This is a genomic window from Mycobacterium adipatum (assembly GCF_001644575.1).
Taxonomy (GTDB): domain Bacteria; phylum Actinomycetota; class Actinomycetes; order Mycobacteriales; family Mycobacteriaceae; genus Mycobacterium; species Mycobacterium adipatum.
Map to the genome: position 1 here is coordinate 5031510 of NZ_CP015596.1, position 14911 is coordinate 5046420.

Consider the following 14911-nt stretch of genomic DNA (forward strand, 5'->3'; position numbering starts at 1 on the left):
ATGTACTTCACCAATCTCGTTCGCCAACACGTCGCGGCACTGCGCGCGCTGCTGGTGTTCACCGTGATCTTCGGGTTCGCCTACCCGATCGGCATCTGGCTGGTCGCACAGCTTCCCGGCCTGCAGGACAAGGCCGACGGCTCGCTGATCGAGGTAAACGGACAGGTGGTGGGCAGCAGCCTCATCGGCCAGTTGTTCACCGACTCCGACGGCAACGCACTGCCGCAGTACTTCCAGTCCCGGCCATCCGCGGCCGGCGACGGGTATGACCCGTTGTCCACCAGCGCGTCCAACCTCGGCCCGGAGGACATCGTGGACACCGCCGATCGCACCAGCCTGCTGTCCACAGTGTGTGGACGCAGTGTCGCCGTGGGCGACCTCGAGGGTGTGTCCGGAGACCGGCCGTTCTGCACCGAAGATGGCGTGGGCGCTGTTCTCTCGGTTATCGGCCCGCGTGAGGCGACCGGCAATGTCACCGCGCCGACCCGGGTCGTCAGCGTCAATCAGATGTGCCCGGCCACCCCGTTCATGGCGACCTACCGCGGTGTACGGGTGGAATGCGCCGAACCCGGCGCCGACTACACGGCGGGCCAACTGGTCCCCGTGCACGGCCCGGTGACCGACCCGCAGGTGCCGGCCGACGCCGTCACCGCCAGCGGCAGTGGGCTGGACCCGCACATCTCCCCCGCCTACGCCGACCTGCAGGTCGACCGGGTCGCCACGGCCCGCGGCATCGCGCCCGAGACGGTTCGCGCACTCGTGGCCGAGCACACCGACGGCCGCACGCTGGGCTTCATGGGTGAGCCACGGGTCAATGTGCTGCAGCTCAACCTCGCCCTCGACGGCCTAGGTGGATGATGGGAACGTGACCGACCGAGCGAAACGCGGGGAGCTGCGCATCTATCTGGGCGCGGCTCCCGGCGTCGGCAAGACCTACGCCATGCTCGGCGAGGCGCACCGCCGGCTGGAGCGCGGCACCGACCTGGTGGCCGCCGTCGTCGAAACGCATGGCCGCGCGAAGACCGCCGAACTGCTCGATGGTATCGAGATCATCCCACCGCGCTACATCGAGTACCGCGGCAGCCGGTTCCCCGAACTCGATGTCGACGCGGTACTGGCCCGGCACCCGCAGGTGGTCCTGGTCGACGAACTGGCGCACACCAACACCCCGGGCAGCGCGAACGCCAAGCGCTGGCAGGACATCGAACAGTTGCTGGCCGCGGGCATCACGGTCATCACCACCGTGAACGTCCAGCACCTGGAAAGCCTCAACGACGTGGTAACCCAGATCACCGGGATCGAGCAGCAGGAGAAGGTGCCCGACGAGGTGGTGCGCGCCGCCGATCAGGTCGAGCTGGTGGATATCACCCCGGAAGCGCTACGGCGCAGACTCTCCCACGGCAATGTGTACTCCCCCGAACGCATCGACGCCGCCCTGTCAAACTACTTCCGGCGCGGCAACCTGACCGCACTGCGCGAGCTGGCCTTGCTGTGGCTGGCCGATCAGGTCGACGCCGCGCTGGCGAAGTACCGCTCCGACAACAAGATCACCGCCACCTGGGAGGCCCGCGAACGCGTCGTCGTCGCGGTCACCGGGGGCAAGGAATCCGAGACGCTGGTGCGCCGCGCCTCCCGGATCGCGTCCAAGTCCAGCGCGGAGCTGATGATCGTGCACGTGGTGCGCGGTGACGGTCTGGCCGGGGTGTCGGCGCCCATGATGGGCGCCGTCCGCGATCTCGCCGCCAGTCTCGGCGCCACCCTGCACACCGTCGTCGGCGATGACGTGCCGGCCGCGCTGCTGGAATTCGCCCGCGATATGAACGCCACCCAACTCGTGCTCGGCACCTCGCGCCGGTCGCGGTGGGCCCGCATCTTCGACGAGGGCATCGGCGCCACGGTGGTGCAGAACTCCGAGGGCATCGATGTGCACATGGTGACCCACGACGAGGCGGGGCGCGGATCGGCGCGGCAGACCCCCAAACCGTGGCAGCGCCATGCCCTTTCGTGGTTGGCGGCGGTGCTGGTGCCGACCGTGCTGTGCGCGCTGACGGTGCTGCTGTTGGACCCGTTCCTCGGGCTCAGCGGTGAGAGCGCGCTGTTCTTCATCGGCGTCCTGGCCGTGGCGCTGCTCGGTGGGATGGCGCCCGCCGCGCTCTCGGCGGTGCTCTCGGGTCTGCTGCTCAACTATTTCCTGGCCGAACCGCGGCACACCTTCACCATCGCCGAACCGGACAGCGCCATCACGATCGCCGTCCTCGGCATGGTCGCCGTGGCGGTCGCCGCACTGGTGGACGGGGCGGCCAAACGGGCGCGCGAGGCGCGGCGCGCCTCCCAGGAGGCCGAGCTGCTGGCGCATTTCGCCGGTTCGGTGCTGCGTGGCGCCGACCCCGCCGCACTGCTGGAGCGGGTCCGCGAGGTGTACTCGCAGGGCTCGGTCAGCCTGCTGCGCGAGCACGACGGGGACACCGAGGTGGTCGCGTGCGCCGGCGACGACCCATGCGTGACGGTCGAGCGCGCCGACACCGCCATCGAGGCCGGCGATGACGAGTTCTGGCTGCTGCTGGCCGGGCGCAAGCTGGGCGCCCGGGACCGCCGGGTGCTCGGCGCCGTCGCCAAGCAGGCCGCCGGCCTGGTTCGGCAACGCGAGCTGATCTCTGAGGCCGGCCGGGCCGAGGCCATCGCACGCGCCGACGAACTGCGCCGCTCGCTGCTGTCGGCGGTCAGCCATGATCTGCGCACCCCGCTGGCGGCGGCCAAGGCCGCGGTGTCCAGCCTGCGCAGCCAGGATGTCGACTTTTCCGCCGAGGACACCGCCGAACTGCTGGCCACCGTGGAGGAGTCCATCGACCAGTTGACCGCGCTGGTGGGTAATCTGCTGGACTCGTCGCGGCTGGCCGCCGGGGTGGTCCGCCCGGAGCTGCGCCGGGTGTATATGGAGGAGGCGGTCCAGCGTGCGCTGTTGGGAATCAGCAGGCGGACAACCGAGTTGGTGGACCGGGTGAAGGTCGATGTGGGCGACGCCGTGGCGCTGGCCGACCCCGGTCTGCTGGAGCGGGTGCTGGTCAACGTCATCGACAATGCGCTGCGCTACGCGCCGGACGGGCCCGTGCGGGTCAACGCCGGCCGGGTGGGCGAGCGGGTGCTGATCACCATCGCCGACGAGGGGCCGGGCATCCCGCGTGATGCGGAGGAACAGTTGTTCGCCCCGTTTCAGCGCCTGGGCGATCAGGACAACACCACCGGCGTGGGGCTGGGGCTTTCGGTGGCGAACGGATTCGTCGCCGCCATGGGCGGTTACATCGCGGCCAACGACACCCCCGGCGGCGGGCTCACCGTGGTGATCGACCTGGCCGCGCCCTCACAGAGCGACGGGGACGTGCTGGGGAGTGGCTCATGACCCGCGTCCTGGTGATCGATGACGAACCGCAGATCCTGCGCGCCCTGCGGATCAACCTGTCGGTGCGCGGATACGAGGTCACCACAGCGGCCACCGGCGCCGAGGCGCTGCGGGCGGCCGCCGACCACCGCCCCGACGTGGTGATCCTGGACCTCGGCCTGCCCGATATCTCCGGTATCGAGGTACTGGCCGGGCTGCGCGGCTGGCTCACCGTCCCGGTGATCGTGCTCTCGGCACGCACCGATTCCTCGGACAAGGTGGAGGCGCTGGACGCCGGCGCCGACGACTACGTCACCAAGCCGTTCGGGATGGACGAGTTCCTGGCCCGGCTGCGCGCGGCCGTGCGGCGTGCCAGCAGTACCACCGAAGAGGATCAGCCCGTCATCGAAACCTCCTCGTTCACGGTGGATCTGGCCGCCAAGAAGGTCACCCGCAGCGGCGTCGAGGTGCACCTGACCCCGACCGAGTGGGGCATGTTGGAGATGCTGGTGCGCCACCGCGGCAAGCTGGTGGGCCGCGAGGAACTGCTCAAGGAGGTGTGGGGACCCTCCTACGCCAAGGAGACCCACTATCTGCGGGTCTACCTGGCGCAGCTGCGCCGCAAGCTGGAGGTCGACCCGTCCCATCCCAAGCATCTGATCACCGAGGCCGGAATGGGATACCGCTTCCAGGAGTAGCGCTGCGAGGGATGATGGTCAGGTGAGCATCCTCGGCCGTCGACGCGCAGACCTGCGCATCTACCTGGGCGCGGCCCCCGGCGTGGGGAAGACCTATGCGATGCTCGGCGAGGCACACCGCAGGATGGAGCGCGGCACCGATGTGGTCGCCGCGGTGATCGAGACGCACGGTCGGCGCAGGACCGCCCAGCAGCTCGCCGGTATCGAGGTGATCCCCCCGATCTACATCGAGCATGAGGGCACCCGCCGTCCCGAACTCGACGTCGACGCGGTGCTGGCCCGGCGACCCCAGGTCGTCCTCGTCGACGAGTTGGCCCACGCCAACACCCCGGGCAGCCGCAATGCCCATCGGTGGCAGGACGTGGAGGTCTTCCTCGACGCCGGGATCACGGTGATCACCACCGTCAACGTGCAGCACCTGGAGAGCCTCAACGACGTCGTCAGTCACATCACCGGCACGGCCCAGTCCGAACGTGTGCCCGACGGATTCGTCCGCGCCGCCGATCAGATCGAGCTCGTCGACATCACCCCGGAAGCGTTGCGGCGCAGGTTGGTCCACGGCAATGTGTATCCACCCGAGCAGGCCGCCGCCGCGATGGAGGACTACTTCCGGCCCGGCAACCTCACCGCGCTGCGGCAGCTGGCGCTGCTGTGGCTGGCCAACCAGGTCGACGCCGCGCTGGAAAAGTACCGCAGCGACAAGAAGATCACCGACACCTGGGAAACGCGCGAACGCGTGGTGGTCGCGGTGTCCGGTGGCCCCGAGTCCGAGACCCTGGTGCGGCGCGCGTCGCGGATCGCGTCCCGGTCCGGCGCCGACGTGAAGGTGGTGCACGTCATCCAGGGCGACGGGTTGATCGCCATCTCGCCTCAGCAGAGGAAGGTCATCCGCGAGCTGGCCGCCAGTCTCGGCGCGACGATGCACACCGTCGTCGGCGACGACGTCGCCGCCACCCTGCTCGATTTCGCGCGCGGCAACAACGCGACCCAGGTGGTGATCGGCACGTCCCGACGGTCGCGGTGGGCCCGGATGTTCGACGAAGGTATCGGCGCACAGGTGATCCAGCAGTCCGGCAACATCGACGTGCACATGGTCACCCACCCCGAGGCTCACACCGGGAGCTCCTGGTCCCGGCAGTCGACGGTACGGCGCTCCGTCCTGTCATGGCTTGTCGCACTGGTCATTCCGGCGGCCATCTGCGCCGTGGTGACATGGTTGCCCGCCGGCATGCTGGGCATCGGCAGCCAGAGCGCGCTGTTCTTCACCGGCGTGCTGCTGGTGGCGCTGCTGGGCGGCCTCGGTCCGGCCGGCGTATGTGCGCTGCTGTCAGGACTGTTGCTCACCTATTTCCTGGTGAGTCCGGTGCACAGCTTCACCGTGTATGACTCCGACAGCGTCGTCACCGTTTTGGTGCTGCTACTGGTCGCGCTGGCGGTTGCGGCTCTGGTGGACTGGACCGCTCGCCGCGCCGGCGAGGTGCGCCGCGCCGCGCAGGAGGCCGAACTGCTGGCGTCCTTCGCCGACTCCGCGTTGCGTGACGCCGATCCGACACTGCTGCTCGAACGGCTCCGCGAAACGTATACCCAACGCGCGGTCAGCATCCTGACCGCCGAGGGCTCCCTGCTCGCCGCGGCGGGACCAGATCCGTGCGCCGACGTGGACGCCGCGGACACCGCCATCGAGGTGGGCGATCACGAGTTCTGGATGTTGATGACGGGGCGGACGCTGACGGCCCGAGACCGGCGCGTGCTCAGCGCGGTCGCCGAACAGGCCGTGGCCATGCTCACGCAGCGGCACTGAGCTCACAGCGCGTAGCGGGCGGCGAACGCGCCCGGTGTCGCACCGGTGACGCGGCGGAAGTCCCGGCTGAGGTGGGCCTCGTCGGCGTAGCCGAGATCTGCGGCGACCGCGGCCATCGTGGTCGCCCCGGTGCGCAACCGCCACGTCGCGTCCTGGATGCGGCGGCGGCGCACCAGCCACTTGGGGGTCAGCCCCACCCGGTGGCGGAGCAGCCGCTGCAGAGTGCGCTCGCCGATCGCGAATCGCATGCAGATATCGGCAACGCGGGTCACCTCCGGGGTGTCCTCCACATAGGCGACCACCTCATTGACCATCAGGCCCTGTTCGTCGACGGGTAGGTAGTCGCATAGGAATTGCCGGTAGCACTCGACGGCGGCCGACTGTGCGGCCGGCGCGACCGGATCGGGTGCCCTCGTCGCGCGGACCCGGTCGGCCAGCGCGGCCCCGCGGGCGCCGAACAGTGCGGCCAGTTCGCCGTGGGCATCGGTCCACCGCGACACCGGGCCGCCGGTGAGCAGCGCCCCGGCGGCCGGTTCGAACATCACCCCGGCCGCCCATCCGTCCCCGGTCAACGGGGTACTGGCGACACCCGACGAGGGCCCGTAAAACCGGGCGTACTCCGCGGTGACGACCATCAGACAGACCGGGTACTGCAACACCCGCTGGGTGTAGACCTCACCGGCCGGTACCCGCCACACCGGCATCCAGAACCGTCGGACCAGACCCGCGAGGTCGGCCGGCGCGGCGGGCCGGGTCATCGCGATCGCGGCCCGGTGCGCCGGATCGAGCAGGTGCGCCGGCTCCGCGGCGACGGAGTTGTCGGGTTTGTCCAATTCGCCCACCGTCTCGCTGCCTATCGTCGGCTCATGACCGTTTCGAGTGTCGCAGAGACCTATGACGAACTGGCCGAGGGCATGGCGGCGGTGATCGCGAGCCTGCGCGCCGAACACTGGGACCGGCCCAGCCCGTGCGAGGGGTGGACCGCACGCGATGTGCTGGCCCACCTGATCGACTCCGAGCGCGACTATCTGACCGGCCACGGCCTGCCGCTGCCGGCGCGGCCCGATCTCGACGACCCGGCGGCGGCGTGGTCCGCCCACCGGGCCGCCGTCGCCGAACTGCTCGCCGACGGTTCGGTCGCCGCGCGTGGCTTCGACGGGCACTTCGGACCCACCACCGTCGGCGATGCGCTGCTGCAGTTCTACGGATTCGACCTGATCGCGCACCGCTGGGATCTGGCCGCCGTCACCGAGACGCCGTACCGCTTCACCGACCGGGAACTCGACACGCTCGAGCGGTCCATCGCCGGCTGGGGTGAGGCGCTCTACCTGGACGGGGTGTGCAAACGGGCCGAGATTCCCGACCGGGCCGACCGCCAGGCCCGGGTGCTGGCCGCCCTGGGCCGCATCGGCTGATTGTTCTCGCCGGATTGCAACCGCATTGCAACGTGACGCGCATTACGGTTTGGCTTATGTCCGGCTATCGCGCACTCTTCGACGCCAGTATCACCGACCCGTCGACCTTCTGGGCCGACGCCGCCAAGGGCGTCACCTGGACCAGGGAACCGCAGCGGGTGCTCGATGACAGCAACCCGCCGTTCTACCGCTGGTTCCCCGACGGGGAGCTCAACACCTGCGCCAACGCGCTGGACCGGCATATCGCCGAGCGCGGCGATCAGGCCGCGCTCATCTACGACTCCCCCGTCACCGGCACCAAGCGCGTGTACACCTACCGCGAGCTGCTGGACCAGACGGCCCGGTTCGCCGGCGTGCTGCAGGGGCTGGGGGTGGCCAAGGGGGACCGTGTCGTCATCTACATGCCGATGGTGCCCGAGGCCGTCATCGCCATGCTCGCCTGCGCGCGGCTCGGCGCGGTGCATTCGGTGGTCTTCGGCGGGTTCGCCGGGCACGAACTGGCCACCCGCATCGACGACGCCCGCCCGACGGTGGTGGTCTCGGCGTCTTGCGGTATCGAGCCGACCCGCACCGTCGAATACAAGCCGATGCTCGACGCGGCGCTGCGCCTCGCCGAGCACACCACCCCGAAATGCGTGATCCTGCAGCGCGAACAGCATCCGTGCGAGCTGGTCGAGGGCCGCGACGTGGACTGGGCGCAGGCGATGGCCGCCGTGCAACCGGTCGACCCGGTCCCGGTGGCCGCCACCGACCCGCTCTATGTGCTCTACACCTCGGGGACCACCGGGAAACCCAAGGGCATCGTCCGCGACAACGGCGGGCATGCGGTGGCCCTGCTGTGGACCATGCGCCACCTCTACGATATCGAGCCCGGCGACGTGTTCTGGGCCGCCTCCGATGTCGGCTGGGTGGTCGGGCACTCCTACATCGTGTACGCGCCGCTGCTGCTGGGCGCGACCACCGTTCTCTACGAGGGTAAGCCGGTGGGCACCCCCGACGCCGGCGCGTTCTGGCGGGTCGCCGCCGAGCACAAGGTGAAGGCGTTGTTCACCGCGCCGACCGCGATCCGGGCCATCAAGAAGGAGGATCCCGACGCGAAACTGCTTGCCGACTATGACCTTTCGGGGCTGAAGTACCTGTTCCAGGCCGGCGAGCGGCTGGACCCCGGCACCTACGAGTGGGCCTCGGAGAAGCTCGGCATCCCGGTCATCGACCACTGGTGGCAGACCGAGACCGGCTGGGCGATCGCCGCGGACCCGATGGGGGTGGAAGCGCTCCCCGTCAAACCCGGCTCGGCGACGGTTCCGATGCCCGGCTACGACGTGCGGGTGCTGCGCCTGGACGGCTCGGAATGCGAACCCGGCGAAGAGGGTTCGATCTGCATCAAGCTGCCGCTGCCACCCGGAACGCTGCCCACGCTGTGGGGAGATGGCGCTCGTTACGTGTCCTCGTATCTGTCGGCGTTCGACGGCTACTACCTCACCGGCGACGGCGGGCACATCGACGCCGACGGTTACCTTTTCGTGGTCGGGCGCACCGACGATGTGATCAACGTGGCCGGGCACCGGATGTCCACCGGATCGATCGAGGCGGTACTGGCCGGCCATCCCGCGGTGGCCGAATGCGCCGTGATCGGGGTGGCCGACGAGCTGAAGGGACAGGTGCCGCGCGGGTTGGTGGTGCTCAAGTCCGGCGCCTCGGCCGACGGCGTGGCCGACGAACTGATCGACGCGGTGCGCAACGACATCGGTGCGGTGGCGAGCTTCAAGCTGGTGGATGTGGTTGCCGCCCTTCCGAAGACCCGGTCGGGCAAGATCCTGCGCAAGACCATGCGTGGCATCGCCGACGGCCGCGACGAGCCGGTGCCGTCCACGATCGAGGACCCGTCGGTGCTGGAGGCTCTCAAGGAGACGCTGCAGCGCTGACCCTCACCGATTCCGCCGAAACAGCATTCCAGACGGCAAAGTTCGAGGCAGATTCATACGGTCACTGCAACATCCGGTGGTGTGAGGAGTTGCTGAATGACCAGTGGTCGACGGTTCGGGTCTGAGGTTCGGCGTGAGTTCTATGACCGGGTCTGTGCCGGTGCGCCGGTCAAGCACGCCGCGGTGGAATTGGGCGTGTCGTTTCAGGCCGGCTATCAATGGTGGCGCAAAGCTGGCGCGATGCGACTGCTCAACGGCAAGGGCAAGTTAGGGCTGGCCGAACCAGGTGATCTGACCCGAGCCGGCGGGCCGGGCCGGCGACTCAGTTTCACCGAACGCGTGGCGATCATGCGGGGCCTCGACGCGGGATTGAGCTATGCCGCGATCGGGGCGCAGCTAGGCCGGGACCGCTCGGTCATCTGGCGCGAGGTCACCCGCCACCGCACCGCCGACGGGGACTACCACGCCCAACTGGCCCATGCCCGGGCTGCTCGGGCGGCGCGGCGGCCCAAAGCGTTCAAACTCGCCAATCCTCACCTGTGCGCGGCGGTGGAGGCCTGGATGGACGACGGGTGGAGTCCCAAGCTGATCGCCGAGGTGTTGGCCCGCGATCACCCCGGTGACAAGCTGGCACGAGTGAGCCATGAGACCATCTACCGCAGCCTGTATGTGCAGACTCGTGGCCAACTCCGCGCTGATCTGCACAAATGCTTGTCCACCCGACGCGCGGCGCGCAAACCGCGCGGGCAGGCCGAACGGCGCAGCCGCTTCGACGACGTGCTGCGCATCAGTCAGCGGCCCGCCGAAGCCGCCGACCGGGCCGTGCCCGGGCATTGGGAGGGTGATCTGATCGTCGGCGCCCGGGGAACCAGCGCGATCGGCACCCTGGTCGAACGCAGCACCCGGTTCACCATCTTGTTGCACCTGCCCGTCGACCACAGCGCCGCTGCCGTCGCCGCAGCGATGCTCGCCGCGATGGGCGAGTTGCCCGATCATCTGCGCCGCTCGATCGCCTGGGATCGGGGCAGCGAGATGGCCCACTGGCAAGACATCTCACTGCAGCTGCAAGCCCCGGTGTATTTCTGCGACCCACACTCCCCGTGGCAGCGCGGCAGCAACGAGAACACCAATCGGCTGCTGCGCCACTGGTTCGAAAAGGGCACCGATCTGAGCGGCTACACCAAAGCCGACCTGCAAGCCATCGCCGACAAACTCAACACCCGACCACGCCCCACCCTCGACCTCGACACCCCAGCACAACGCATGGCCGCCCTCATTAGCCAAGCGGCCTAACCGTTGTCATGACCACTTGACTTTGCCCGAGTGCACGCCTTCTGGAATGCTGTTTCGGCGCCCGGTGCCGGCCTGGTTACCGGACCGGCCAGGCGCGACGGCGCAGCAGCCGCAACCCGTTGAGGGCCACGATGATCGTGGAGCCCTCGTGACCGGCGACACCCAGCGGCAATGGTAGGTACCAGAACAGGTCCCACGCCACCAACACCACGATGAACGTGGCGGCGACAGCCAGGTTGGCGATCACCATCCGCCGTGCCCGCCGCGCCAGGGCCACCACCGCGGCCACCGCCGCCAGGTCGTCGCGCACGGTCACCGCGTCCGCGGTCTGCAGGGTCAGGTCGGCGCCGCTGCGGCCCATCGCCATCGACGCGTGTGCCGCGGCCATCGCCGGGGCGTCGTTCACACCGTCCCCGATCACCAGCACCCGGCCCGGCAGGCCCCGCACCGCGTCGACCTTCTGGTCCGGGAGCAGATCCGCGCGCACATCGTCGATGCCGATCTCGCTCGCCAGATGCGCTGCAGCCCCTGCGTTGTCACCGGTCAACAGCACCGGCCGGTGGACGGTGAGCCCCGACAGCGCCCGCACCGCGTCCCGCGCGGCGGGTCGTGCGGTGTCCCGCAGCCCGATGACCCCGGCGGGCACCCCGTCGATGACCACCACCACCGCGGTGGCGCCGCTGCGCTGCAAGGCGGCCACCTCGGGCGTCACCGGTCCCGGTGCCGCACCCGGATTGACCACCTCGACGAGGCGGGACCGGACGGTGGCTCGCACCCCGCATCCGGGTACCGCGTGAAAGCCCACGGCCCCCGGGATGTCGATGCCGCCGGCACGAGCGTGGGCCACGATCGCGCGCCCGAGGGGATGCTCGCTGTACTGTTCGGCCGCTGCGGCCATCGCCAGCACCTCCGGCGACGGCGCGCTCACCACCCGCGGCCTGCCCGTGGTCAGCGTGCCGGTCTTGTCGAAGGCGACGGTGTCCACCGTCGCCAGTTGTTCCATCGCGACGGCCGATTTGACCAGCACGCCGTGCCGTCCGGCGGTGGCGATGGCCGACAGCAACGGTGGCATGGTGGCCAGCACGAGCGCACACGGTGACGCGACGATCATGAAGGTCATCGCGCGCAGCAATGCCGAGCGCATGTCCTCACCGAACAGTTGCGGCACGATGAACAGGGCCAGCGTCGCGGCCACCATCACCACCGAGTAGCGCTGTTCCACCTTTTCGATGAACAGCTGGGTGCGGGCCTTGGTGGCGGACGCCGCCGTCACCAACGTTACGATGCGCGCCACCACGCTGTCGGAGGGGTCGCGAATCACGCTGGCCTGCAACACCCCGCCCCCGTTCACGGTGCCCGCGAATATCTCGTCACCGACACCGACCCCGACCGGCAACGGCTCCCCGGTGATGGAGGACTGGTCGACGTCCGATGCCCCGGTGCGTACCGCGGCATCGGCCGGGATCCGCTCGCCGGGCCGGACCAGGATGCGGTCCCCCACCTGCAGTTCGGCCGCCGCGATGACGCGCTCGATGCCGCCGTCGAGCACGGTGGCGGTTTGGGGCGCGAGGTCCAGCAGGGCCCGCACGGAATCCGCGGTTCGGCCGGTGGCAACGTCCTCCAGCGCACCCGAGGTGGCGAAGATGACGATCAGCAGCGCGCCGTCGAAGACCTGCCCGATCGAGGCCGCACCGACGGCGGCCAGCACCATCAACAGGTCGACATCGAGTCGCCGGGCGGCCAGCTCCCGGAGTCCGTCCAGCCCGGGTTGCCAGCCTCCCGCCGCGTAACACGCGAGATACATTGTCCACCAGATGATTTCCGGCGCGCCGAGCAACTGGGCGAGCAGCCCGAGAACGAAGAGGAACAGTGCCGCCGCGGCCCAGCGCACCGAGGGCAGCGACCACGGCGACCTCCGCGTCGACCGGGCTGTGCGCGCATCTGGTGCTCGAAGGTCCGTCATCACGTACACATCAAAACATGTAGAGTTCTACATGTCTAAACCTTATTGCGTCGTCGTGGTTCAATTGTCGAATGGGACATGGCGTGGAAGGACGCACCCCCGCGGTAACGTCACTGGATTCGGCGTCCGCGGTCAAGGTGGCCGAAACCCTACAGGCTCTCGCGTCGCCGAATCGGCTGCTGATCCTCACCCGGTTGCGCCAGTCCCCCTGCACGGTGACCGAGCTGTCCGCTGCGGTCGGGATGGAGCAATCGGCGGTATCCAACCAGTTGCGCCTGCTGCGCGCCCTGGGGCTGGTGGCCGGCGACCGTGCCGGCCGCAACATCGTCTACCGACTCTTCGACAACCACGTCGCGGCGCTCCTCGACGAGGCCGTCTACCACATCGAGCATTTGCGCCTCGGCGCCCGCGACAACACCGCCTGAGACCGGCACGGGCCACCCGGCTTTCACCGGCGGCATTGCGTGCCATACAGCCGTATGGAGCAAATGCTGCCGAGTTAGCACCGCGGCCCGGCGGAGCCCGCTGACCGGCGCAGCAAAGAAGTCAACGCCACTTGAGATATTTGCTGTATGGCACCGCCGCGATCCTCGCCCGGCCAGCCGCCGCGGCTGCCGGTACCGTGGCCGGGCAATACGGCGGTACCGTACACCCCGGCCACCTGCTAACTTCGCTGAGTGTGTGCACCCCACCGGGGGGAACGCCGTTATTCGGACGACTCAGGAGTGAAACACCGTGAAGACCACGAGCATCGCGGCCGCGTTTGCGGCCGCGGCCATCGCCGCCGCAGGGGCGATCACCGCGTACAGCGCGCCGAGCGCGATCGCCGAGGAGCAGAACGCCGTCAACACCACCCATCTGGGTAGCCAGGCCCAGCTGGTCGACGGCAATGTCGTGCAGGGCTGGACGGTCACCGGGCTGAAGGTCAGCACCGACACCATTCCCTATCAGCCGCAGGGCACCCTGTGGGAGGCCACCGCCACCGACCAGGCGATCCAGGGCAGCGCGATCCCCATCGTGTCCAACTTCAACGCCCGCGCCCGCGACGGCCAGACCTACCGGGCACTGTTCGGTGTCGCGACGGCGCAGGGTGTCAACCCCGCGACGCTGGCGCCGGGACAGCAGACCTCCGGAAAGATCTACTTCGACGTCACCGGCTCCGCGCCCGACAGCGTCGTCTACGCCACCAACGCCTCCGACCTGATCGTCTGGGTCACCCCGCCACCCGCACCGAGCACCGGCGGCAGCGCGGCGGCCAGCGGTACCCGCACCTATCGGGCTCCCGCCGCGACGTCGCCGTCCACCTCGAGCACCGAGACCTCGACCACCGAAACCCCGACCACCGAAACCCCGGCCGCTCCGGCGAGTGCCGAGGCCACCACCCCGGTGCCGACCTCGGTGCCGGCGGGTAGCCAGGGCACCCCGCTGCCCGAGGGCACCGCCGAGAGCGCCCCGGTCCCGGCCGGTAGCCAGGGCACCCCGCTTCCCCCGGGCGAGCCGGGCCTCACCCCCGCCGGTGTGCAGGAAGCTCCCGCGGCCGTCGCACCCGCGCCCGAGGGCGCAGTGCCGGCCGCAGACGGCGTCGCGCCGGCTCCCGTCGAGGGCACGCTGCCCGGTGACGAGGCCCGGATCGAAGGTGGCAGCCAGGGCACCCCGCTGCCCGACGGCGCGGCACCGGTCACCACCCCGGTGCTCGCACCGCCCGCCTGATCAACACACGACAAAGTCCGGCGCCCTGGCCAGAAGCCAAGGCGCCGGGCTTTTCTCGTCAGCGGGTCAGGAGTGGGTGGTCCACCAGGTGTACAGGTGATCCAGCGTCGGCCCGGCCGGACGGCCCTGGGTCACCGCGATCATCTGCCGGTCGATATCGGTCCACGCCAGCATCGGATTGTCGTTCTGGATGCCGCACACCAGGGTGCCGCTGACCTCGTGCAGCGAGGCGTTGTGCCGCCACGGCCCCGGGGACTGGATGCGGCCGGGACAATCGACCACGGTCGAGGTCGCCGCCAGATCCTCGATGGCGGTGTTGAGCGCAGCGGTGTCCACCAGCAGTGAATAGGTGGCCGACATCGGTCCGCCCGGATCCTTGTTCACCGTGCAGGCGATGGTGGCCAGGGCGCCCTGCAGCCGCGCCACCGGCTTGCACGCACCGGCCGGGTATCCCCGCGGCAACGCCCTCATCAAGCGGTCGTTAGGGTCGTCGGCTACCTCCGAAGTCGCTTGCGCCGCTGACGTTTCCGGCGCCGCGGCCGGAGCCCCGGAATCATCGGAGGCCGACGGCCCCAACAGCAGGTACGCCGCTGCGGCACCGACGGCCAACACGGCGGCCGTCACCCCGGCGATCACGCCGATACTCGGTCCGCGCCGCGTCGGCGGGCGGGGCACGACGGGTGGCGGGGTGCCACCCGAATTCCAGGTACTCACGCCGCTACCTCCTCAG

11 protein-coding genes and 1 pseudogene are annotated in these 14911 nt (G+C 69.6%); 9 read left to right on the forward strand and 3 right to left on the reverse strand.

Annotated elements, in window-relative coordinates; all coding sequences use genetic code 11:
- From A7U43_RS23920 to A7U43_RS23935, 4 genes and pseudogenes are all read left to right on the forward strand, one after another.
- Entirely contained in the window at positions 1-858 is an 858-nt protein-coding gene (locus A7U43_RS23920; RefSeq protein WP_067999991.1) for a potassium-transporting ATPase subunit C, read from the forward strand.
- Positions 851-3397 (forward strand): sensor histidine kinase, encoded by a 2547-nt coding sequence (locus tag A7U43_RS23925; protein ID WP_067999993.1) that lies wholly within the window; start codon positions 851-853, stop codon positions 3395-3397. Before A7U43_RS23920 ends, A7U43_RS23925 begins: the two co-directional genes overlap by 8 nt.
- The gene (locus tag A7U43_RS23930; RefSeq protein WP_067999995.1) at positions 3394-4074 is read left to right on the forward strand and encodes a response regulator; all 681 of its coding nucleotides are present in this window, start codon (positions 3394-3396) and stop codon (positions 4072-4074) included. The genes A7U43_RS23925 and A7U43_RS23930 overlap by 4 nt, the downstream gene beginning before the upstream one ends.
- A 22-nt stretch (positions 4075-4096) precedes the next feature.
- Positions 4097-5869 (forward strand): annotated as a pseudogene (locus A7U43_RS23935) (DUF4118 domain-containing protein); the annotation flags it as partial.
- 8 nt (positions 5870-5877) lie between these two features.
- Here A7U43_RS23935 and A7U43_RS23940 read toward each other — a convergent pair.
- Positions 5878-6717 carry a helix-turn-helix domain-containing protein gene (locus A7U43_RS23940; protein ID WP_067999997.1) on the reverse strand — a complete coding sequence of 280 codons (840 nt, stop codon included), beginning with the start codon at positions 6715-6717 and terminating at the stop codon, positions 5878-5880.
- Between the two features lie 24 nt (positions 6718-6741).
- Between A7U43_RS23940 and A7U43_RS23945 the strand changes: the two genes are divergently transcribed.
- The 3 genes from A7U43_RS23945 (at position 6742) to A7U43_RS23955 (ending at position 10508) form a co-directional block, all read left to right on the forward strand.
- Positions 6742-7290: a maleylpyruvate isomerase family mycothiol-dependent enzyme gene (locus tag A7U43_RS23945; protein ID WP_067999998.1), complete on the forward strand. Its 549-nt coding sequence runs from the start codon at positions 6742-6744 to the stop codon at positions 7288-7290.
- 56 nt (positions 7291-7346) lie between these two features.
- A complete protein-coding gene (locus tag A7U43_RS23950; protein ID WP_068000000.1) occupies positions 7347-9215 on the forward strand; it encodes a propionyl-CoA synthetase in 1869 nt (622 codons plus the stop codon).
- A 96-nt stretch (positions 9216-9311) separates the two neighbouring features.
- Positions 9312-10508 carry an IS30 family transposase gene (locus A7U43_RS23955; RefSeq protein WP_068000002.1) on the forward strand — a complete coding sequence of 399 codons (1197 nt, stop codon included), beginning with the start codon at positions 9312-9314 and terminating at the stop codon, positions 10506-10508.
- A gap of 76 nt (positions 10509-10584) precedes the next feature.
- Here A7U43_RS23955 and A7U43_RS23960 read toward each other — a convergent pair whose 3' ends face one another.
- Positions 10585-12471, reverse strand: a complete 1887-nt coding sequence (locus tag A7U43_RS23960; protein WP_068003624.1) for a heavy metal translocating P-type ATPase — start codon at positions 12469-12471, stop codon at positions 10585-10587.
- Positions 12472-12542: 71 nt separating this feature from the next.
- On the opposite strand from A7U43_RS23960, the gene A7U43_RS23965 reads away from it, so the two are divergent.
- Together A7U43_RS23965 and A7U43_RS23970 are read left to right on the forward strand one after the other, a co-directional pair.
- Complete coding sequence (locus tag A7U43_RS23965) at positions 12543-12896, forward strand: ArsR/SmtB family transcription factor (RefSeq protein ID WP_068000004.1); 354 nt, start codon at positions 12543-12545, stop codon at positions 12894-12896.
- 310 nt (positions 12897-13206) lie between these two features.
- Positions 13207-14181: an MPT63 family protein gene (locus A7U43_RS23970; RefSeq protein WP_068000006.1), complete on the forward strand. Its 975-nt coding sequence runs from the start codon at positions 13207-13209 to the stop codon at positions 14179-14181.
- A gap of 66 nt (positions 14182-14247) precedes the next feature.
- On the opposite strand, the gene A7U43_RS23975 is transcribed toward A7U43_RS23970, so the two are convergent.
- Complete coding sequence (locus tag A7U43_RS23975) at positions 14248-14895, reverse strand: hypothetical protein (protein WP_068000008.1); 648 nt, start codon at positions 14893-14895, stop codon at positions 14248-14250.
- Positions 14896-14911 lie beyond the last annotated feature (16 nt).